The organism is Duganella sp. GW821-FHT07F09, from assembly GCF_059418705.1.
On the sequence record NZ_JBWKQJ010000009.1, the window covers coordinates 166,875 to 187,778 of the forward strand.

At 65.2% G+C, this 20,904-nt stretch carries 15 protein-coding genes; 5 read left to right on the forward strand and 10 right to left on the reverse strand.

The window, feature by feature from the left end:
• Positions 1–25: 25 nt before the first annotated feature.
• The gene (locus AC07P1_RS23200) at positions 26–2,038 is read right to left on the reverse strand and encodes an acyltransferase family protein (RefSeq protein ID WP_494698063.1); all 2,013 of its coding nucleotides are present in this window, start codon (positions 2,036–2,038) and stop codon (positions 26–28) included.
• 183 nt (positions 2,039–2,221) lie between these two features.
• Positions 2,222–3,805 carry a DEAD/DEAH box helicase gene (locus AC07P1_RS23205; protein WP_494698064.1) on the reverse strand — a complete coding sequence of 528 codons (1,584 nt, stop codon included), beginning with the start codon at positions 3,803–3,805 and terminating at the stop codon, positions 2,222–2,224.
• Positions 3,806–4,189: 384 nt separating this feature from the next.
• Between AC07P1_RS23205 and AC07P1_RS23210 the strand changes: the two genes are divergently transcribed.
• Positions 4,190–7,306, forward strand: coding sequence for a diguanylate cyclase (locus AC07P1_RS23210; RefSeq protein ID WP_494698065.1), 3,117 nt, complete (start codon positions 4,190–4,192; stop codon positions 7,304–7,306).
• Between the two features lie 14 nt (positions 7,307–7,320).
• Positions 7,321–7,491, forward strand: a complete 171-nt coding sequence (locus tag AC07P1_RS23215; RefSeq protein ID WP_494698066.1) for an oxidoreductase-like domain-containing protein — start codon at positions 7,321–7,323, stop codon at positions 7,489–7,491.
• A 176-nt stretch (positions 7,492–7,667) separates the two neighbouring features.
• Here AC07P1_RS23215 and AC07P1_RS23220 read toward each other — a convergent pair whose 3' ends face one another.
• Together AC07P1_RS23220 and AC07P1_RS23225 are read right to left on the reverse strand one after the other, a co-directional pair.
• A complete protein-coding gene (locus AC07P1_RS23220; protein ID WP_494698067.1) occupies positions 7,668–8,582 on the reverse strand; it encodes an alpha/beta fold hydrolase in 915 nt (304 codons plus the stop codon).
• An 83-nt stretch (positions 8,583–8,665) separates the two neighbouring features.
• Positions 8,666–9,466 (reverse strand): SDR family NAD(P)-dependent oxidoreductase, encoded by an 801-nt coding sequence (locus AC07P1_RS23225; RefSeq protein WP_494698068.1) that lies wholly within the window; start codon positions 9,464–9,466, stop codon positions 8,666–8,668.
• 107 nt (positions 9,467–9,573) lie between these two features.
• Between AC07P1_RS23225 and AC07P1_RS23230 the strand changes: the two genes are divergently transcribed.
• Positions 9,574–10,512, forward strand: a complete 939-nt coding sequence (locus AC07P1_RS23230; protein WP_494698069.1) for a GlxA family transcriptional regulator — start codon at positions 9,574–9,576, stop codon at positions 10,510–10,512.
• Between the two features lie 66 nt (positions 10,513–10,578).
• Here the strand turns inward: AC07P1_RS23230 and AC07P1_RS23235 are convergent, their stop codons facing one another.
• The gene (locus AC07P1_RS23235) at positions 10,579–12,270 is read right to left on the reverse strand and encodes a methyl-accepting chemotaxis protein (protein ID WP_494698070.1); all 1,692 of its coding nucleotides are present in this window, start codon (positions 12,268–12,270) and stop codon (positions 10,579–10,581) included.
• A 184-nt stretch (positions 12,271–12,454) separates the two neighbouring features.
• A complete protein-coding gene (locus tag AC07P1_RS23240; protein WP_494698071.1) occupies positions 12,455–14,698 on the reverse strand; it encodes a TonB-dependent receptor in 2,244 nt (747 codons plus the stop codon).
• A 160-nt stretch (positions 14,699–14,858) separates the two neighbouring features.
• Here AC07P1_RS23240 and AC07P1_RS23245 point away from each other — a divergent pair, with 160 nt between their 5' ends.
• Complete coding sequence (locus AC07P1_RS23245) at positions 14,859–15,233, forward strand: hypothetical protein (protein WP_494698072.1); 375 nt, start codon at positions 14,859–14,861, stop codon at positions 15,231–15,233.
• Here the strand turns inward: AC07P1_RS23245 and AC07P1_RS23250 are convergent.
• Both AC07P1_RS23250 and AC07P1_RS23255 read right to left on the reverse strand, forming a co-directional pair.
• Entirely contained in the window at positions 15,219–17,138 is a 1,920-nt protein-coding gene (locus AC07P1_RS23250) for a putative bifunctional diguanylate cyclase/phosphodiesterase (RefSeq protein ID WP_494698073.1), read from the reverse strand. The two genes, AC07P1_RS23245 and AC07P1_RS23250, sit on opposite strands and share 15 nt — an antisense overlap.
• Before the next feature lie 580 nt (positions 17,139–17,718).
• Positions 17,719–18,324, reverse strand: a complete 606-nt coding sequence (locus AC07P1_RS23255; protein ID WP_494698074.1) for a LysE/ArgO family amino acid transporter — start codon at positions 18,322–18,324, stop codon at positions 17,719–17,721.
• An 88-nt stretch (positions 18,325–18,412) separates the two neighbouring features.
• Between AC07P1_RS23255 and AC07P1_RS23260 the strand changes: the two genes are divergently transcribed.
• Positions 18,413–19,306: a LysR family transcriptional regulator ArgP gene (locus AC07P1_RS23260; RefSeq protein ID WP_494698075.1), complete on the forward strand. Its 894-nt coding sequence runs from the start codon at positions 18,413–18,415 to the stop codon at positions 19,304–19,306.
• Here AC07P1_RS23260 and AC07P1_RS23265 read toward each other — a convergent pair.
• Both AC07P1_RS23265 and AC07P1_RS23270 read right to left on the reverse strand, forming a co-directional pair.
• The gene (locus tag AC07P1_RS23265; protein ID WP_494698076.1) at positions 19,303–20,400 is read right to left on the reverse strand and encodes a histone methylation protein DOT1-like protein; all 1,098 of its coding nucleotides are present in this window, start codon (positions 20,398–20,400) and stop codon (positions 19,303–19,305) included. The two genes, AC07P1_RS23260 and AC07P1_RS23265, sit on opposite strands and share 4 nt — an antisense overlap.
• 105 nt (positions 20,401–20,505) lie before the next feature.
• A complete protein-coding gene (locus tag AC07P1_RS23270) occupies positions 20,506–20,868 on the reverse strand; it encodes a DUF5710 domain-containing protein (protein WP_494698077.1) in 363 nt (120 codons plus the stop codon).
• Between the last annotated feature and the right edge of the window lie 36 nt (positions 20,869–20,904).

Consider the following 20,904-nt stretch of genomic DNA (forward strand, 5'->3'; position numbering starts at 1 on the left):
CGCTTCTTGCCCGAGGGGACGGCGCTTACGGCGGCGCCGCCGGCGCCGGGCCGCCGGCGCCCGAAGCGGCCTGCTGTTTGGCGAACAGCGCCCCCATGTACAGGTCGCCGCGATAGCTCAGATGGTGGGTGTCGCGGTACATCATCACGCCGTCTATCATCGCGCGGCAGCGCGTGGCGTCGCACAACGGCGCGGCCGTGTCGAACAGGCGCACTTGCGGGAATTCCTTGAGCACGGCCGCCAGCGCGATGTCGTGCTGCGCCACCGCGCGGTCGAACGCCGCGCGCGCCATCGCGCAGCCGGCGGGCGTCCTGGAGTTGGGCACCCCGGCGCGGCCGATACAGGCGCGCGGTTCGAAGTCCAGCTCCGGCACGTCGTACACCAGGATGACCTGGCGGCCGGCGGCCAGCGCCTGGCGCACCGTGTCGCGCAAGGCGGCGACCAGCCGGCGGCCGTCGTCATTGCCCGTATGCAGCTTCGACTTGGTCGAGATGATCAGGGTTTTGATGCCCGGCAGCGTCAGCGCCAGCTTCATCATCAAGGGCGTCGCCTGCTGATACGGATCGTCGCCGACGGGCAGGCCCACGTAGGGGATGCGGGTGCCCAGGTACAGCAGGTTCTCGCCCTGGCCGCCGTAGTACCTCAGCAAGCCGGCGCTGATGTGGTAGGCGTGGCTGTCGCCGACCATCACCACGGTCGGGTCGCGGGCCGGATCGTTCATCAGGCAGTATTCGTAGAGGCTGTCGAAGCCGTAGCGCCGCTTGCAGGCGGCCGCGTTGGCGGTGTCCTCCACCAGGATCAAATCCTGCTGCCGCAGGGCGTTGTCGACCACGCTGGCGCGCGACGGCAGGCCGTCGCGCTGGTACACCCAGCCGGCGGTGCCGGCCAGCGCCAGCATCGCCGCCGCCAGCACGGCCACCTTGCCGCTGCCGTGGGCGGCGCCGCGCAGCGGCTTTTCCAGCAGCAGGTAGGTCAGCCACGCCAGCGCCACGGCGGCGGCGACGGCGGCGGCGCGGATGCCGTCCGACGGCGTGCCCGATTCGACGATGCGCGCGAACGACAACAGCGGCCAGTGCCACAGGTACAGTGGGTAGCTCACCAGGCCTATCCACACCATGATCCGGTTCGACAGCAGCACGCGGTTGCCCCAGGCGAGCGGGCCGGCGGCGATGACCAGCACCGCGCCCACGGTCGGCAACAGCGCCCACCAGCCGGGGAAATGGCGCTCGGCGCGCAGCAGCGCCAGGCTCGCCGCCAGCAGCCCCAGTCCCAGCGCCGAGGCGGCGTTGCGCGCCCGCGGACCGGCCAGGCCGATGAGCGCCTCGACACCGCGGGGGGCGCCACCGACGCCCTTGAGCGACAGATAGGCGAGCACGGCGCCCATCAGCAATTCCCACACGCGCCCCGCCGGCGAATAGAACGTCGCGCTGGCGAATTTATGCACGCCGGCGACATTGACCAGCAGCGACAGCAGCAGCACGCCGGCGGCCAGCTTGAGCAGGCCGACGCGCAGGCGCCACGCCAGGATCATCAGCACCGGCCAGAAGATATAGAACTGTTCCTCTATCCCCAGCGACCACAGATGCAGCAGCGGCTTGGTCTCGGCGGCCGTGTCGAAATAGCCGACTTCCTTCCACAGGAAGAAGTTGGACAGGAAGCCGGCGCCGCCGAGCACGTGCTTGCCCAGCATTTTGTATTCGTCGGGGAACAGCGCGAACCAGCCGAACGCCAGGCAGGCGCCCATGACCAGGATCAGCGCCGGGAAGATGCGGCGCACGCGGCGCGCGTAGAAATCGGCGAAGCTGAAAGTGCCTGCCTCGATGCCGGCGATCAGGATGCGGCTGATCAGGAAGCCGGAGATGACGAAGAAGATATCGACGCCGGCGAAACCGCCGCGCAACGCCGACGGGAAGGCGTGATACAGCACCACCGACAGCACGGCCAGCGCGCGCAGGCCGTCGATATCAGGTCGGTAAGCGGGGTGGGACGGCGGCGCCACGGGCAAGGCGGCCGCAAACGCGGGATTCTCTAATTTCATATGCCAAGCGGGGGGCGACGTTGAGACGCCAAAGCAACCGACGAAGCGATATTGTAGTCGAAAAGCAATTGCCAGATGGACAATCGGCGGCCTTTTCGTTCCTTCAAACAACGCTTTTGCCCCGCCCGGCCAACCGCCGGCCCACCTGGCGATGGCGCCTGCCAATCCTGGCCGGCGAAGCCCTTACTTGGGCGCGCCGCCCAGCAGGAAGGCCAGCTTCTGCTTCGGCTTGGCCGTGGCGCCGCCCAGGGTGGCGCCCGGCGCCGGCGCGGCCGACTTGGCCGGCTCATACGGCTTGAGGAACCATGGATCGACCTTGTCGCGGCGGCCGCCCGAGCTGTACGGCGACGAACCGGCGCTGCGCGGAGCACGCTCGCCACGGTCGCCACGCTCGCCGCGGTCCGAACGCTCGGACGGACGGCCGGCCGGCGCGCGGCCGGCGCTGTCGTCGCGGCGCGGACGGCGCTCGGCGCCGTCGCCGTGGGAAGGCGCCGGGTTAAAGCCGGTCAACTCGCCGCGGCGGATGGTTTGCTTGATCAGTTTTTCGATGTCGGCCAGCAGGCGCTCGTCCTTGTCGGAGTAAATCGACAGCGCGTCGCCGGAGGCGCCGGCGCGGCCGGTGCGGCCGATGCGGTGCACATAATCCTCGGCGTTGTACGGCAGGTCGTAGTTGATCACGCACGGCAGGTCGGTGATGTCGAGGCCGCGCGCGGCGACGTCGGTGGCGACCAGGATGTCGATCTCGCCCTTCTTGAACGACTCGAGCGCGGCCATGCGTTCCTGCTGCGTCTTGTCGCCGTGGATGGCGACCGCGTTCATGCCCTCCTGCTCCAGCCCCTTGGCCAGGCGCGAGGCGCCGATCTTGGTGTTGGAGAAGATGATCACCTGTTTCAACTCGCGCTGGCGCAGCAGATGCGCGGTCAGCGCGTGCTTCTGGTTCTCCGGCACCTTGTAGACCACCTGGGTGACCTTGTCGGCGGTCTGGTTGCTGCGCGCCACCTCGATCGTGACCGGGTCGGTCAGGAAGGTGTTGGCCAGCTTTTTGATTTCCGGCGAGAACGTGGCCGAGAACATCAGGTTCTGGCGCTGCTTCGGCAGCAGGTTGATGATGCGCTGCAGGTCCGGCAGGAAGCCCATGTCGAGCATGCGGTCGGCTTCGTCCATGACCAGCATCTGCACCTGGCCGAGGCTGATGTTCTTTTGTTCGATGTGGTCCAGCAGGCGGCCCGGCGTGGCGATGACGATCTCGACGCCGGCCTTGAGGATGATGGTTTGGCCCTTCATGTCCATGCCGCCGAACACGACGGTCGAGCGCAGCGGCGTGTGCTGGGCGTAGGCCTTGACGTTCTCGGCCACCTGCACCGCCAGTTCGCGGGTCGGCGTCAGGATCAGCGCGCGCACCGGGTGGCGCGCCGGCGAGGTGCTGGTGCTGGCGTGGGCCAGCAGCATCTGGATGATCGGCAGCGCGAAGCCGGCGGTCTTGCCGGTGCCGGTCTGGGCCGCGCCCATGACGTCGCGCCCCTTGAGCAGCACGGGGATGGCTTCGGCCTGGATCGGCGTAGGGTGCACATAGCCCTGGTCGTTGAGCGCGCGCAGGATGTGCGGCGACAGGCCGAAATCGGCGAAACGGACTTGTTGCACTTGCGGGACTTCCAGCGGCGCCGGCGCGGACTGTTGCGCCGCTGGCGCCACTTGCGCCTCTGGCGTGGCGGCTTCGGCGGCGGCCGGTTCGATGGCGGACGGGGTGGTGATCTCGGTTTCGGACATAGTGTATGCGGCGGTCCTGCGGCGGACAGCCAAGCTTTCTTCAATTAACGACAAATTCTGCGCTGCCCGCCCCGGCGGCGCGCCCCACGACGCAGGCGGAACCGGGGAAGTGCGAAAAGGATGATGCGGTGGCAGCGCTATGGCAGCAAATACAACGAGCAGGAGACAATAAGCGCCGTAAACTATACCCTAAATACGGCAAACACGCTAAAAATGCCAGCTTTTATATCGAAACCATTGCATCATTGGCATGTATAATACGGTTTCTATTCAGAATCTATCTTAGTCGAGCCTAACATCGCTCGCTGACGTGCACTTCGTTACGCCATCGGATACTCCACCATGTTTGTGCTATTAACGGCCTTACGCCGCGGCTATCGCCTATTGCTGTCAATTTTCCCGGTGCTGCTGGCAGCGCTGCCGGCCGCGCTGCCGGTTGTCTCGCCGGCCGCGCACGCCGCCCCGGCCGCGCCGGGCCCATCGGCGCCGGCGCCGTCGCTGCGTTTCAAGAAACTAGGGCCACTGGGCGGCGACGAGCCGTCGATGCTGTCGATGATGCAGGACAGAAAAGGTTACGTGTGGGTCGGCACCCACACCAACGGCCTGTACCGCTACAACGGCTACCACGCCGTCAAGTACACCAACATCCCCAACGACCCGACCAGCCTGCCGCACGACCGCGTCTCGGCCATCTACGAGGACAAGCAGGGCCGCATCTGGGCCGGCACCCAGGCCGGGCTGGCGCGCTTCAATCCGGAGAGCAACAATTTCACCGTGGTGGCCCCGCCCAAGGCGCCGAAGAACCACCGCATCGTCAAGAACATCATTTCCGACGGCAAGGACGGCATGTGGATCGGCAGCTGGGGCGGCTTGCAGCACTTCAACCCCAACACCGGCAAGTTCACCGTCTACGCCCACGACGACAACGACCCCGACAGCTTGGCCAGCAACGACCTCAACGCGCTGGCGCTGGACGACAAGGGCGGCGTGTGGATCGGCACCTGGCCCGGCGGCCTGGACTACCTGGCGCCCGGCGGCAAGGTGTTCCGCCACCACCAGGTCGATCCGTCGCCGGTGCCCGACGCCCGCGTCAACATCGTGCGCGCGCTGCAGTTCGACCGCTCCGGCGCCCTGTGGATCGGCACCGAGTCGGGCGTGATCCGCTGGGACGGCAAGAGCGACTGGAACACGCGCAAGGCGATCGATTCGCCGTACAGCCGCATCACCAATTTCGACGTCGACGACAAGGGCGTGCTGTGGTGCACCACCCTGTCGGCCGGGCTGCTGCGCTGGAACGAGGCCGCCGGCAAGTTCGACCAGTTCGTGCACGCGGCCGACGATCCATACAGCCTGCCGGGCGACAACCTGCGCGCGGTGATGCAGGACCGCGGCGGCATGCTGTGGATCGCCTCGTTCACCGACGGCATCGCCCTGGCCAACCTGTCGAGCGAGGGCTTCACGCGCCACGTGCCTTTCCGCATCGACCGCCGCTCGGCGCCGGCCAGCAATGCGCTGCTGAGCCTGGCGCGGGCGCCGGACGGGCGCCTGTGGATGGGCGGCAACGTCGGCATGAGCTTGTACGATCCGGCCACCAGCACCGTCGTCAAGAGCTACCACGCCGACGACAAGACCCCGGGCAAGCTGTCGCATTCCATCGTCTACAGCATGTTCCAGGACACGCGCGCCGACAAGGACGGCAAGAAGCCGTTGTGGCTGGGCACCTCGAACGGCCTGAACCGCCTGGACACGCCCGACAGCCCGTTCCAGGCCATCCATTTCGGCAACACGGCCAGCGACTACATCAACGCCATCGCGCCGGCCAGCGGCGGCGCGCTGTGGCTGGCCACCGGCAACAGCCTGATCCGCTACGACCCGAAGACCGACGCCCGCAAGATTTATTACAACGACCCGCAGAACATCAGCAGCCGCAGCGTCAACGGCACCTCGGCGGTGCTCGAGGACAGCAGCGGGCGCGTGTGGGCCGGCTCCGAATGGAACGGCGGCGGCCTCGACCTGCTCGACCAGGCCAGCGGCAAGTTCACCCACTTCCGCCACGCTAACGCCGACACGGCCAGCCTGTCCGACGACAACATCGTCAGCCTGCACGAGGACGCCAAGGGCCGCATCTGGGTCGGCACCAGCAAGGGCCTGAACCTGATGCAGACCCGGGCCGACGGCAAGATCAGCTTCAAGTCGTACGCGTCGGCGATGCGGGCGCACAAGATCCTGGCCATCGAGCACGACCTCGACGGCAACATCTGGTGCAGCACCATCGCCGGCCTGTACCGCCTCGATCCGGAGACGGGCAAGGTCAGCCACTACACCGCGTCGGACGGCCTGACCGAGGGCTTCACCGTCAATTCGTCGGCCACCTCGGCCGACGGCGTACTGTATTTCGGCGGCGTGCACGGCATGACCGCCGTGACGCCGGCCAACGTGCGCACCCGCTCGGTGCCGCCGCAGGTGGCGATCACCGACATCACCGTCTTCAACCACTCGCTGCAAAACGGCAAGCCGAGGGCCGACGTCAAGGCCGAGGGGCCGGTGACGTCGCCGACGGCGCTGACCCTGTCATCGCAGGCGTCGGTGTTCTCGCTCGAGTTCTCGGCGCTGCACTACACCGAGCCGGCCGAGAACCGCTACGCCTACCAGTTGCAGGGCTTCGACCGCGATTGGGTGCACACCGACGCCGCGCACCGCAGCGCCAGCTACACCAACCTCAATCCGGGCCACTACCTGTTCCGCGTCAAGGCCGCCAACCACCTGGGCGTGTGGAACGAGGAGCCGGCCACGTTGAAGATCACCATCACGCCGCCGTTCTGGCAGCGCTGGTGGTTCCGGCTGGGCATGGCGGTGCTGATCGTCGGCTCGCTGGTGCTGGCCTACAAGATCCGCATCCACCGGCTGACCCGGCACCAGCTGGAGCTGGAGGCGCTGGTGGCCGCGCGCACCGGCGAGCTGGAGGAATCGAACCGCAAGCTCGCCGCGCTCAGCACCACCGACGGCCTGACCGGGGTGAGCAACCGCCGCGGCTTCGACCTGGCGCTCGAGGCCGAATGGCGGCGCGCCGCCCGCACCGGCCAGACCCTGGCGCTGTCGATGCTCGACGTCGACTACTTCAAGAAGTACAACGACCACTACGGCCACCAGGCCGGCGACGCCGCGCTGCGCAGCGTGGCCGAGCTGATCACCTCGCACGGACGGCGCACCACCGACATCGTGGCGCGCTACGGCGGCGAGGAGTTCGCGCTGCTGGCGGCCGCCACCGACGCCACCGACGCCTTCGGCGCGGCCGAGGAGATTTGCGCGCAACTGGTGCTGGCGCGGATGCCGCACGAGCAGTCGCCGTTCGGCATCATGACCATCAGCATCGGCGTGGCCGTGATCGTGCCCACCGAGGACACCTCGCCCGAGGTGCTGGTGGAGATGGCCGACCGGGCGCTGTACCGCGCCAAGGAAAAAGGCCGCAACATGGCGCTGCTGGCGATGCCGCCGCTGTGATGGAAGGCAAGGCGATGACGGCGGACGATCCCGAGCCGGTGGCGCCGCAGCCGCCGGACCCGCGCGACTGCTGCCACAGCGGCTGCACCTGGTGCGTCGACGATATGTACCAGGACGAGCTGGAGAAGTATCGCGCGGCGCACAACGCCTGGCTGGCGCGCCGAAAGAACCACGGAGACACGTAGAGCCCGTCGAACGAGCGTCCTGCTGCCGGAGGACTTGAGAGCGCAGCGTAATTCGCCAACGCGTGCGTTTCGACAGCGCATGAATTGGCGGATTATGGCGTGCCGCCCCTTCAGGCCCACCGGCAGGCAGGATTGCGGATCGATCGAAGACCAGAAGGGATTCGGGTCGAGCGGCATCAGGCCGCGGCGTTCGGAACGCTCGCGGTTCGCATCGCGTCGTTCAACACCTTGGCAGCCACGTCCGGCCGCTCGAGGACGATGAAGTGGCCGGCGCCACGCACCTCGACAAACTCGGCCGCGGGGAGCAGCTGCTGGTTGGCTTGCCGGTCCGAGGGTCTAGACCAATCCGTCTCTCCGTAGATGAGGTGAACGGGTGCGCTGACCTCGGGGTAGCGGGCGCGCGCCGCGATAAGGCTGGGCAGGTTGGCGTACACGGCGCGGGCGACCACCGGATAGCCGGGCCGGCGTCCGACCTTCAACAGTTCATCGAGGTAGTCATCGCGCAGGGCGGCCGTGTCGCCGAGCCCCCCACGGAGCACGGCACCCACGATCGGCTTGGGTTGGACGCTCGCGATGGTCTCGCCGATACCCGGCGCAAGCGCGCCGGTCACGACGAACCGGGCCAGCAGACTGGACCGCGCGATGCCGCCCGCGTAGTCATAGGCATTGATCGCCATGACACGCCGCACTCTCTCGGGCAGATCGGCCGCGGTGGTGAGGGCGAGCGTCGCGCCCATCGATTCGCCGAGCAGCGTTACGTCGCGCAAGTCGAGTCGGGTGATGAGGCTCTTGACCGCCTCGCGCATGGCCGGCTCCTCATAGGAGGCGTCGGGCACGATCTCCGAGTACCCCATCCCTGGGAGATCAAGGGCATACACCGTGTACCGCTCCTGGACCAGCGGGATAAGGTGGCGGAAGTGCTCGGCCTGGGTACGCACGGTGTGCAGCAAGACCAACGGCGGCCCCATTCCACCCGAGAGATAGCGCAATCGCCCCGGGCTTCCCTCCTTAGCGCTGAGCGGATCGAGAAAGTGTTGCTCGGTCCCGGGGATCTTGATCGCGGAAAGTGATTCATTGCGGATGGTTGGCATGGCGGATTTCCTTTAATTTTTAGGGGAAGCGTGGCCCGGGGGCCATGGATGGATGCGTGATTACTCGAATGCGAGGCGGCCGCTCAGCGCAAGGGCTGGTAACGCGATGCCACTTCGTTGCTCGACAGGTGAGGCGTCATTGCCTTGCGCGCGTCCTCGTAGGCATCCCAGAGGGCGCCGTCATGCAGCGCGGGAAGCGTCACCGACTCGCCGCGCTCGAAGCCCTGCAAGGCGGCATCCACCATATCCTCGGCACGCATCACGATCTGCGCCGGCAGGTGCTCGACGGGAAGGCCGCCGCGCGCCCAGAAGCCGGTGGCCGTCGCCCCCGGCAGCACGGCTTGCACCCGCACGCCCTTGCCAGCCAGTTCGTGCCGCAGCGATTGGCTGAAGGCCAACACGAAGGCCTTGCTGCCGCCATACACGCCATTCAAGGCTTCCGGCGAGACGGCCGCGATGGAGGCGATGTTGATCAACGCACCTTTGCCACGTGCCACAAAGCCGGGCACCGCCGCGTAGCTCAGCCGGGTCAGCGCCGTGACGTTGAGGTCGATCATGCGCGCCATCTGGTCCACGTCGCTCTCCAGCAGTGGCGTGTGCGTGCCGATGCCGGCGTTGTTGACCAGCAGGGTGATGCTGGCATCGCGCTTGAGCTTGTCCTCCACGCTGCGCAGTGCCGCCGGATTGTTCAGGTCGGCGGGGAAGACTTCCACTGCGCGTTCGTGGCGGCTGCTGATCTCCGCGGCCAGCGGGTTCAACATCTCGCGGTTGCGGGCGACGAGGATGAGGTCGTAGCCGCGCTGCGCCAGGCGGTCGGCGTAGAGGGCCCCGATGCCGGAGGAGGCTCCGGTGATAAGGGCGGTGCCCAAGTTCGTCTGTGTCATGGTGGTACTCCGTTCGTGGTTGCGATGGAGGGTATTTTGTACGGGCTTGCATCTGGCGTAAATGACGCTTATAGTCATGTTTTATGCCATCCGCTCCGGAGATAGAAATGCACAAAATCGGCTACGTCCTGCCGGCCGGCTTCCAGGTGATGGGGCTGGCCACGCAGGCGGTTTTCGAGTTCGCCAACTTCGTGGCGGGCGAGCCCTTCTACGAGGTGACTTGCCACTCGATGCCCGGCGCCAGCGTGAAGACATCGCTAGGCACGGCCCTGCAGACGCGTCCCTTCACCGCGCGCAGCACGGCCGACACCTGGATGGTGGTGGGCGTGATCGACCCGTTGGCCACACCCTCTTCACCCGAATTGCTGCATGCGTTGCGAAAGTGCGGCGCGCGGGCACGTCGGACCGTGGGGCTGTGCACCGGAGCCTTCGTACTGGCCCAGGCGGGCCTGCTGGCGGGGCGACGCGCCACGACGCACTGGGCCTATGCGGACGCGATGCAACAGCGGTATCCCGATGTCCAGGTCGAGCCGGACCGCATCTTCATCGCCGATGGCCCGATCTGGACCTCGGCCGGCATGACGGCCGAACTGGATTTGGCGCTCGGCCTCGTCGAGAAGGACCTGGGCGACGACGTGGCGCGATCGGTGGCGCACCGGCTGGTCATGCATCAGCGCCGTTCGGGCGGCCAGTCGCAACATTCGGAGATCCTGAATCTCGCGCCGCGCTCGGACCGCATCGCGCGGGCGCTGGAGCATGCCCGCGGCCACCTGACGCAGTCGCTGAGCGTGGAAGAACTCGCCGCGGCCGCGAACCTCAGCCCGCGACAGTTCAGCCGTGTGTTCACGGCCGAGACCGGCCAGTCGCCAGCCAAGGCGGTGGAGCGTCTGCGCGTGGAGGCAGCGCGTTTGATGATCGAGCGCAGCCGTCATCCGCTGGAGGTGGTGGCACGCGAAACGGGCTTTCGCGACCGGCGCCATCTTCGCGAGGCGTTCATGCGGGGCTTCGGCAAGCCGCCGCAAGCGCTCCGGCGCGACGCCCGCTAGCCCGGGGGTCTTGAGCTATGATCTGGCCTTCCCGGCCCTATCGCTCAAAAGACTTTGAACAGGTTCCTAGAAGGTTTCCCATTCGTCGCCATGGGCGACCTGCTTAACCGGTTTGGCCGGCTTCTTCGGCGCCAGCGCCATTCGCGCCATTCGCGCCGGCACCGCCAGCGGCTTGCGCGGCGCGCTGGCCAGCGCCACCGGGGCCGCCATCCCGCCCAGCTTGAAGATGCCCACCACCTCGCTCAAGCGCGCCGCCTGTTCCTGCATCGACTCGGCCGCAGCCGCGGCCTGCTCCACCAGCGCCGCGTTCTGCTGCGTCACCTGGTCCATCTGCGTGATCGCCACGTTGACCTGCTCGATGCCGTCGCTCTGCTCGGCGCTGGCCGAGGTGATCTCGCTCATGATGTCGGTCACGCGCGTGATGCTGGAGACGATCTCGTTCATCGTCGTGCCGGCCTGGTCGACCAGTTGAGAGCCGGCCTCGACCTTTTCCACCGAATCGCTGATGAGCAACTTGATGTCCTTGGCCGCCGCCGCCGAGCGGTGCGCCAGGTTGCGCACCTCGCTGGCGACCACGGCGAAGCCGCGTCCCTGCTCGCCGGCGCGCGCCGCTTCCACGGCGGCGTTGAGCGCCAGGATGTTGGTCTGGAAGGCGATGCCATCGATCACGGAAATGATGTCGACGATCTTGCGCGACGATTCGTTGATGGACGACATCGTGCCGACCACCTGCCCCACCACCTCGCCGCCCTTGATGGCGATGCCGGAGGCCGACTGCGCCAGCTGGTTGGCCTGGCGCGCGTTGTCGGCGTTCTGCTTGACGGTGCTGGTCAACTCCTCCATCGACGACGCCGTCTCCTCCAGGCTGGACGCCTGCTCCTCCGTGCGCGACGACAAGTCCTGGTTGCCGGCGGCGATCTGCGCCGACGCCGTGGCGATGGTGTCGGTGCCGCCGCGCACCTCGCTGACCAGGCGCTGCAGGTTGCCGTTCATGTCCCTCAGCGCGCCCATCAGTTGCCCCGTTTCGCAGGCGCTTTCCACCGCGATGGTGCGGGTCAGGTCGCCGCCGGCGACGGCGGTCGCCACCGACACGGCCTCCTGCAGCGGCGCCGAGACGACGCGGGCGATCCACAGCGCCAGCGCGATACCGACGCCGATGTTGACCATCAACAAAATGATCGAGGTCATGCGCGCGTGTTCGTAGGTGACCGTGGCGGCGGCGCTTGCGGCATCGCCGCCGTCGATGTTCAGTTTGACGAGCTTGTTGATCGATTCGGTGATCTGCCCCAGCGTCTTGGCCGAGGAACCGCGCGACAGCGCGCGCGCCTCGTCCTTCTGGCCGGCGGCCGAGAATTTCACGATCTTGTCATGGTCGACCATGAAGGCGCTCCAGCCCTGGTCGAACTCCGCCACCAGCGCTTTCTCGTCCGCGCTGCTGATCAGCTTGTCGTAGGCGTCGCGGTGCGCCTTCATCGTGGCCATCGTGTCCGCCATGCGCTTTTCATAGGTGGCGTAGCCGGCCGGGTCGTCGTTGATCAGGTGCGCCAGCTCCCAACGGCGCATGTCGCCCACATCGGCGCGCAATTCCATGGCCATGCGCACGCTCGGCATCCAGTTTTCCGCCAGATCGCTCGAGGCCTGGTTGACCCGTGACGTCGACAACATCGCGGCCACGCCCATCACCAAGGTCAGCAACAGGACGACACCAAAAGAGACTATTAATTTGGTAGCGATTTTCAAGTCATAAAACCATTTCACGGCACACTCCTCGTAGCTGAACAGACCGATTAGTATGAGGCGATGCGTGGGCCGCTGCCAGCGCCACACCGCAGTTGTAGCCCATAAGCAACAAAGGCGTTCCACTCTCTAAACCTTGCGCGATGCGCAAAATTTATCGATTGGAACGCCCGCTCCGCCGCCGGCGGAGGCCGCGTGGTTTCGCTTACAGCTTGCCGTTCAGGGTGACGAAGATCTGGCGCGGCGCGCCGGTCAGCAGGGTCTGCGCGGTGCCGTTCGGATCGCGGGCCTGGAAGCCGTTGGTGCCGATCGTGCTGATGTATTCCTTGTCGAGCAGATTGGTCACGTTCACCTGCAGCGACAGTTCCTTGAGCATGCCCAGCGACTTCATCTTGTAACCGGCCGACAGGTTGGCCAGCCAGAAGGACGGCACGCCGTTGTCGTTCATATAAGTGTAGTAGCGCTTGCCGGTGAGCTTGCCGCCCAGGCGGGCGAACCAGCTGCCGGTCTCGTACGACGCTTCGGTGCTGAACAGGTTGCGCGGCGCGTTGACCACGGTCTTGCCGCTGACCGGCACCAGGGTACTGCCGTCCATGTAGTCCGACTTGTACTTCGAATCGTTGAAGGTGTACGAGTTGAACCAGCTGATTTCGCGGTTCAGTTTCCACACGGCGATCGCTTCGACGCCCTTGGTGTCGACCTTGCCGACGTTGACGAAGGTCGACGGGCAACCGACGATGCCGGCGCAGGTGGCCACGCTCAGCTGGCGGTCGTCGAAGCGGGCGTTGTAGACGGCCAGCGAACCCTGGATGCCGGCGCGCTTGAAGCGGTAGCCGAGGTCGACGTTGGTCGAGGTCTCCGGCTTCAGGTTGGCGACGCCGGCGTCGTAGGCGGCCTGGGTCTGCGAGAACGGACCGCCGACGCCGGGCTGGTGCGCGCGCATGTTTTTCGAGGCCGAGGCGAACACCTCGTCGTCGGCGCTGATGGCGTAGTTGACGCCGGCCTGCGGCAGGAAGTTCTTCTCGGCCGACAGCTTGCCGGCGGCGCGGGTGCCGACGATGTTGCGGGCGGCGATGTCCACGCTCATGCTCTTGAAGCCGGCGTTGATCTTGAGCTTGCCGTCCATCAGGCTCAGGCTGTCCTGCACGTAGTACTGCGCGGTGGTGGTGATGAAATTCTGCGCCCAGTCGGTGCGGAACGGGTTGCGCAGGTAATACATGGTGTCGGCCGGGCCGGTGGCGGCGTAGTAGTTGCGGCTGCCGGTGTGGTCGTTGCGCTCGCCCCAGGCGCCGGCGGTGATGGTGTGGTTGCCCAGGTCCCAGGTCAGGTCGGTGGTCACGCCGTGGCGCTTGATCTCGTACTCGGTGGTGCGGATCGAGATCGGGTTGGCGGCGTTGGTGGCCACGTACGGCGTGTACCAGTGGCCCTGGCCTTCGTTCTCGTGGTTGTAGAGCGTGGTCTTCAGCTGGAAGGTCGGCGTGAAGTTCAGGTCCAGGGTCAGCCCGCCCAGGGTGTCCTTGCGCAGGCCGCCGGCCGAATAGTAGGCGTCGTCGAGGCTGTTGACGGCGCCGCTGTACTGTTGACGGGCGGCGTTGACCGCGCGCTGCCAGTCCGGCTGGTAGTTGTCCCACTCGTAGCCGAGGCGGTTGATCATTTCCTTCGACATATCCTGATAGTCGACTTCCTTGCGGTCCGAATGGTTCAGGAAGCCGGTCAGGCTGTTCTCGCCGAAGTTGAACACGAAGCGCGAATTGATCTGGTCCTGGTCCTGGGCGCCCTCGCCCTTGGTCTTGTCGGTGCGCTGGCGGGTGCCGCTGATGAAGGCCTTGACGGCGCCGTTGATCAGGCCGGTATCGACGCGCACGAAGGTGCGCGAGGTCGAGTCGCTGCCCAGGGTTTGCGAGGCGGTCAGGCCGAACTCGTCGGTCGGAGCCAGCGTGAAGAACTGCACCGTGCCGCCCAGGTTGCTGGTGGAGGCGGTGCCGAGCGAGCCGGCGCCCTGCGACACTTGCACGCTGCCGATGTTTTCCGACGAGATGGCGCGGCTGATGTGCAGGCCGTTGTTGTTACCGTAGCTCATGTCGCCCAGCGGCACGCCGTCCAGCGTGAAGCCCAGCTGGCTCTGGTTGAAGCCGCGGATGCTGAACGAGGTCGACCACTCGTAGGCGCCGAACGGATCGGCGGACTGGAAGTTCACGCCCGGCAGCTTGTCGAGCACTTTCAATGGGCTGGTGCCCGGCAGCGCCTCGGCCAGATCGGCCTTGTTGATGTTCTGCACCTGGCGCGACTGGCCGCGGCCGGTGATTTCCACCGTTTGCATCGGACCGGCCAGCGCGCCCGCGACGGCGGCGCTATCGGCGGCGTCGGCGGCATCGGCCGCGTAAGCCTGGAAGGCCAGTGCTTGCAGGACCACCAGGCACAAAGGTTTCAGAGGGAAGCGCTGTTGCATGAGTATTCTTCTTTCTTGCGGTTAGTGGAATGATCAACTCGCAAGATTGTAGGAACAGCATGTGACGTTGCGATGACGGCGACATGACATCTGGATGACATGACAACAATTTGCAAAGGGAATCGGGTAAGCTGCTATTTTGAGGGACGGGGGGGCTGCCATGTTGCGGATGATCATGTTGCTGATGGCGACGATTTTTGTGGCCTTGCTGGGCGCGTCGCTAGCGCCGCCGGCACTGGCCTTCGAGCGTCCCTTCCCGCCCGACGTGCTGCGCGGCAAGATGACGCCGGGGTATTTTCCCGACCTGAGCATCGACGGCAAGGCGCGCAAGCTGTCGCCCTCCGCGCGCATTTTCAATCAGGAAAACACGATCGACATGCCGAGTTCGCTGCGCGGCAAAGACATCGTGGTCAACTACACCGTCGACGCCACGGGCGATATCGACCGGATCTGGATATTGACCCGCGACGAGGCGGCGCGGAAGGTGCCGACGGCGGCCGAGGCCGCCGCTGCGGCCAGGTCAGGAAGCCGATAGCTGGCGCTGGCCGGCAAAGCGCAGCAGTTCGTCCGGCGGGATCGGCCGGGCGAAGTGGTAGCCCTGCAGATAGTGGCACCCCATCTTTTCCAGGATCGCCGCCTGGCCGGCGGTCTCGACGCCCTCGGCCACCAGTTGCAGCCCCAGGCTGTGTCCCATGGCGATGATGGCGTTCACCAGACTGTTGCTGCGTTCGCTATGCTCGATATCCATGACGAAGGCGCGGTCGATCTTCAAGGTATTCAACTGGAAACGGGTCAGGTAGCTGAGCGAGGAATAGCCGGTGCCGAAGTCGTCGAGCGAAATACTCACGCCCAGCGCGCGCAGCCGCCGCAGCACCGCGCGCACCTGGCCGCCGTCGTCGATCAGCACCCGCTCGGTCAGTTCCAGCTCCAGCCGGTGGCCGTCCAGGCCGTTGCTGGCGAGCGCCTGCTCCACCAGGGTCACAAAGGCCGGGTCCGCCAACTGCCAGGCCGAGACGTTGATGCTGATGGTCACGCCGTCCAGCGGCCCGCCGCGCCATCGCGCCATCTGCCGGCATGCCTCGTCGAGCACCCAACTGCCGATGGCGACGATCATGCCGCTGTCCTCGGCGACCGGAATGAAGCGGTCCGGCGCTATCCAGCCCAGCCCGGCGCTGTGCCAGCGCAGCAGCGCCTCCACCTTGCCCAGCTTGCCGGTCCGGGCGTCGACGATGGCCTGGTACAGCAGAGCGAATTCGCCGGCCTCGATGGCGCCGCGCAGGGCGCCGTCGATCACCAGCGCATCCTTGGCGGCGGCGTTCATGGCGTCGTTGAAGAAGCGCAGCTCGCCCCGCCCGGCCTTCTTGGCTTCGTACATGGCGATATCGGCGTTGCGTATCAGCATATCGCTATCGCTTCCGTGCAATGGATAGCAAGCCACGCCGACGCTGGCCGAGACGGCGATCGCGTGGTGGGACAGGTCGAAACGGCTGGCCATGACACTGATGACGCGCTCGGCGCACCGGGTGGCCATTTGCTCGGCGGTGCCCGGCGCCAGATCGGGAATGACGATGATGAATTCGTCGCCGCCGAAACGGGCCAGCACGTCGTTCGGGCGCAGCACGCCATATAGACGGTGGGCGGTCTGGCGCAGCAGTTCGTCGCCGATGGCGTGCCCGAAGGAATCGTTGATCCGCTTGAACTTGTCCAGGTCGAGGAACAGCACCGCGCATTCCCGCCCGGCCGCCGCCGCGTCCGCGACCTGCCGCGCCAGCGAGGTCGACAACGCGTGGCGGTTGAAAAAGCCGGTCACCGGGTCGACGCGGGCGGCCTGGTACAACATATCGTCCTTTTTCTTGCGCTCGCTGATGTCGAGCAGCTGGACCAGGCAGTACAAGCGGCCGCGCTCGATGTAGGGCGAACCCATCATCTCGACCGGCAGCCGGGTGCCATTGTGTAATGTAAACGTTGCCGTTTCGGTCATCGGATATTGGACGCCCTTGGCATCGAAGCGCCGGAAATACTCGTCGGCCATCTCCTGGGTAAGGTCCGGCAGCAGTTGGCACACGTGCTTGCCGATCAAGTCGGATGCGCTGTCGAAGCCCAGCAAGCGGGCGCAGCGTTCGTTGGCGACATGGACATGGCCGCGCCGGTCCCGTATCAAAAAGCCATGACTCAGGCTGTCGACGGTGCGCACGTAGCGTTGCTGGATCTCGTCCTGGACCGAATAGATCAGGCCGAGCATCGACAGCGTTTTGAGGATGGAGGTGCCGGCGAACCAGAGCAAATACAGTTCTGGATCCAGGGTGACGGAAGAGACGAGGTTGAATATGCCGCGGGCGACCAGCGTATATCCCAACCAGCGGTAACGCCGTTGCGCGCGGATCAATCGCACGCCCATCCACCACATCACCACGCCCATCACCGACGCGGTGGCGGGCACCACTATTTCGTAGAAGACATTCCACAGCAGATAAAACAACCCGGTTAATGCGACAACGGCGATTGATATCGCCCGCAAATGGCGCCGATGCAGATATCCCAGAAAATACTGCGTTCCGCCCCAATAACCAACCATTCCGATGGTCAGCATCAACGCGCATACAAACAGACGGATTTGATGCGGCAACACGTCCGCGCCGATAAACCAAGCCATGACACCGGTCATCATCGCCAATTGGCCCACACCCCAGAATAAGGCGTGTTTTTCTTTGCGCTGCGTTAACCAGAGAAAGATAAGCAAGCCGCTCAAAATGGCATCCGACGCCAGGGCCGCCGCCATTGTCGATTCACTTAGGTAATTGCCGGGTTCCATACGCATCTATTCCCACTGATCGGCGCCTATATATGGCGACTTTCAGTATTGTATGCGAAATGGGGACAAAGGCGTTCCCCTGGGAAATAAATTTACGACTGGATTAACTTAAGTACCTAAAAGCCAATCAATCCAGGCATTTCCGTGTGGTTTTCATGCCAAAAATCAGCATGATCAAACCATATTCGAGCTTGTCCGCGATTGAAGCCTATAGAAACAATGTGGCCGCCAGTATCCACATCACCACCGCGATCAGACCGTCCAATATCTGCCAGGAACGCGGACGTGCGAATACCGGTATCAGAAATCGCGCGCCCAAACCCAAACCGCAAAACCATATAACCGACGCCAGCATCGCTCCCAGCGCAAAATAGGTCCGTCCATCGCCCGGTTGCTGGCCACCTATCGATCCAAGCAACACCACCGTATCGAGATAAACATGCGGATTCAATAAACTGAAAGCCAGCATTGCCGCGATTACAGCATATCGGCTGGCGGCGGGTTTATCGTTATCGGTTTTCATCGCGACCGGCTTCAATGCGGAACGCGCCGCCCTCACCCCGTACCAGAACAAAAACCCGGCGCCGGCCAATTTAATCCAAAACAGCAATGCGGGCGCCTCGACAATTAACTGGCCCATGCCGGCGACGCCGGCGCCGATCAGCATCACATCGCAGATTATGCAAATGGCTATACACGTCGGTACATATTCCTTCTTTAAAGCCTGTCGCAACAAATAAGCGTTTTGCGATCCGATGGCGACGATCAATCCTCCGCCCAGCCCCATGCCCTTTAAAAATGCGGTCACTTCCATGCGTCCTCCCCCTGTTCAAGGACGCCAGCTTAGACCGAGCCAAAAGATAAGTATAATTAATATTACTGACCAAATATTAGGAACGCTAATGATCCGAATCGACTATCGCGGGCTGGCGGCGCTGGACGCCGTGATCGACTATGGGAATTTCGACAAGGCCGCCGCGGCGCTGTCGATCACCCAATCGGCCGTGTCCCAGCGCATCCGCATGCTGGAAAACAGCGCCGGCGAGTTGCTGATCGTGCGCAGCCAGCCGCCGGTGGCGACCGAGGCCGGCCAGCGGCTGATCGCCCACTACCGCCAGGTGCAACTGCTGGAGGCGGCCCTGACCGAGTTTCCGCACGCCGGTCCCGGCGCGCCGGCCCGGCCCGAGATCGCGATCGCCATCAACGCCGACAGCGCCGCCACCTGGCTGCAGGAGGCCGTGGCTCCGTTGATGCGTTCGGGCGACTACCTGTTGCAAATCCGCCTGGACGACCAGGACCACACGATGACGATGCTGCGCGAAGGGCGTGTTTTCGGCTGCGTTACCAGCGAAACGGCACAAGTAGCCGGCACTTCGGCCACGCCGCTGGGAGCGATGCGGTATCTGTGCGTCGCCAGTCCCGCGTTCGCCGCGCGCTGGTTCCCGGACGGTTTTACGGCCGAGGCGGTGCGGCACGCGCCCAGCTTGTATTTCGACCGCAAGGACGCGCTGCAAACACGCTTTATCGCGCAGCGCACCGGCTATACGGGGCGGGTGCCGCATCACTCTTTGTCCAGTTCGGAAGGTTTTGTGCGCTTCCTCGAGGCGGGATACGCTTATGGCATGCTGCCGCTGCTGCAGTGCGAAGCGCAGCTGAAGGCGGGAACGTTGGCGGATCTGGCGCCCGGCCACGTGCTGGACGTGCCGCTGACGTGGCACACCTGGGATATCCAGACGCCATTCACCCGCACGCTGTCGGACAATATCGTCGCGACCGCGCGCAAATGGTTGCTCTAGGCCGTGCCCGCCCGCGCGTCCATGGCGTCCAGGTCCTGGCGCGCGCGCGCTTCCCACTCGGCCGGGTCCGGCTGGTGCGGATGCGTGATGTCCGCCGGCGGCAGCGACTCCAAGGTGCCGGTGCGTTTATAGAGCATCACGTTGGTCCAGGCGACCGTGCCGGCCGGGAAGTAATGCAGCAGCGTGAAAGCGGGATGCTTGAGCGCGTAGGTGGTGGTCGTCACCAGCGCGCCCTCTTGCAGCTCGCGCGCCAGTTTGTCGGCAAGCGCGTCCATCAGCGGGCCGAAACAGGTGCTGTACAAGAACACCAGGCTGGCGCCGCGCACGTCCACCTTGAACATGTCGCCTTCGACAAAGGCGATCCGCGAGGCCAGGTCGAGCAGGTGGCTGCCGGTGGTGGCGTCGCCGAAAGGCAGGGTCAACGGGGCGTCGGGTGTTAGCGGCGGCTGCAGGTGCGCGACGCCGCGCTCGGCCAGCACCAGCAGATTATGCAGGCGCTGCAAGGCCATGCGATGGCGGTAGCCCATGCATTCGACACCGATGCAGCGCTGGAAGGGGAACGCCAGCGCGGCCGACATCACCACCTTGCCCAGCCCGCTACCGAGGTCGATCATGACGCCGCCGGGGCGTATCGACGGCGCGATCGCGTCGAACAGGTTATCGAGCTCGTAACGGGCGAACTCGCCATAGATCAGGCCGCCGTCTTCGATCAGCCAGGCGCGGATTTCGTCGTCGCCGATCTGTTGCAGATCGCGGAAGCCGGGCGGCGCCGGTTGTTTGGGCAGCATGCCGTGCGGCTGTATGCTCGCCGGCAAAGTGCCGATCATCACGCCCAGATGCGGGCGCAGGCGCTGTAGCAGGTAGTCGCGGCGCGATTTGTCTTCGAGGCAGGCGCGCAGCGCGTAGCCGACCTCGATAAAACCGAGAAAGCGGGAATCGGGCACCAGGTCCAGCAGCGGCCGCACATGCTTTTCGCCGCCTTGTATGCTTTGAAACAGCGCTTCAAAGATATCGGCGGGTTGCTTGAAGCTGGCGACCGGTGTGACCGGTCCGTCTTCGGTGCGGAAAACTGGCGGCATCGTGTGACTGTTCATCGGCGGCTTCAGGTGGTGAATCTCATCAGTATTCTAGAACAGATCGATCCCGCGTGTGATCACTATCTCAACAGTTTCAGCTTAACCATTGAAATGAAAACGGTATCAGCCCCGCAAACCGACCAACAACTTCGCCACATCCTCGTGCGCGGCCTGCCAGCCGGACGTGGCCAGCGCCGGCGCGCAGACCGGGCACACCTCGAACGGATTGCAGTCGTGCGGCAATTCCTGATACAGCTTGCCGATCACCGATTTGCCGACATAGGAGTCCACCGAGGGCGGCTTGGCCTTGGGCGCCGCGGCGGCCTTGGCCGGCACGAAATCGGCGCCGCCCGGCGGCAACCAGCGTTCGAACGCCTCGGTCGGCTTACCGTCCGGCACGTACCAGGATTTGCGTTCGCCGTTCCAACGCGCGCCCAGCGCCTTGGCCTCGTCCTTTTCCGCAAACGGAACTTTAAGAAACATCATCTTCGCTACTCCGCTATGGGGAAGGCGCCATTTTAC

Bases quoted from the DNA above. Each gene is read 5' to 3' on its own strand.
- AC07P1_RS23245 (WP_494698072.1), top strand. From the start codon at position 14,859: ATGTTGCGGATGATCATGTTGCTGATGGCGACGATTTTTGTGGCCTTG.
- AC07P1_RS23270 (WP_494698077.1), bottom strand. From the start codon at position 20,868: ATGATGTTTCTTAAAGTTCCGTTTGCGGAAAAGGACGAGGCCAAGGCG.
- AC07P1_RS23225 (WP_494698068.1), bottom strand. From the start codon at position 9,466: ATGACACAGACGAACTTGGGCACCGCCCTTATCACCGGAGCCTCCTCC.
- AC07P1_RS23265 (WP_494698076.1), bottom strand. From the start codon at position 20,400: ATGAACAGTCACACGATGCCGCCAGTTTTCCGCACCGAAGACGGACCG.
- AC07P1_RS23255 (WP_494698074.1), bottom strand. From the start codon at position 18,324: ATGGAAGTGACCGCATTTTTAAAGGGCATGGGGCTGGGCGGAGGATTG.
- AC07P1_RS23200 (WP_494698063.1), bottom strand. From the start codon at position 2,038: ATGAAATTAGAGAATCCCGCGTTTGCGGCCGCCTTGCCCGTGGCGCCG.
- AC07P1_RS23220 (WP_494698067.1), bottom strand. From the start codon at position 8,582: ATGCCAACCATCCGCAATGAATCACTTTCCGCGATCAAGATCCCCGGG.
- AC07P1_RS23260 (WP_494698075.1), top strand. From the start codon at position 18,413: ATGATCCGAATCGACTATCGCGGGCTGGCGGCGCTGGACGCCGTGATC.
- AC07P1_RS23240 (WP_494698071.1), bottom strand. From the start codon at position 14,698: ATGCAACAGCGCTTCCCTCTGAAACCTTTGTGCCTGGTGGTCCTGCAA.
- AC07P1_RS23215 (WP_494698066.1), top strand. From the start codon at position 7,321: ATGACGGCGGACGATCCCGAGCCGGTGGCGCCGCAGCCGCCGGACCCG.
- AC07P1_RS23205 (WP_494698064.1), bottom strand. From the start codon at position 3,805: ATGTCCGAAACCGAGATCACCACCCCGTCCGCCATCGAACCGGCCGCC.
- AC07P1_RS23230 (WP_494698069.1), top strand. From the start codon at position 9,574: ATGCACAAAATCGGCTACGTCCTGCCGGCCGGCTTCCAGGTGATGGGG.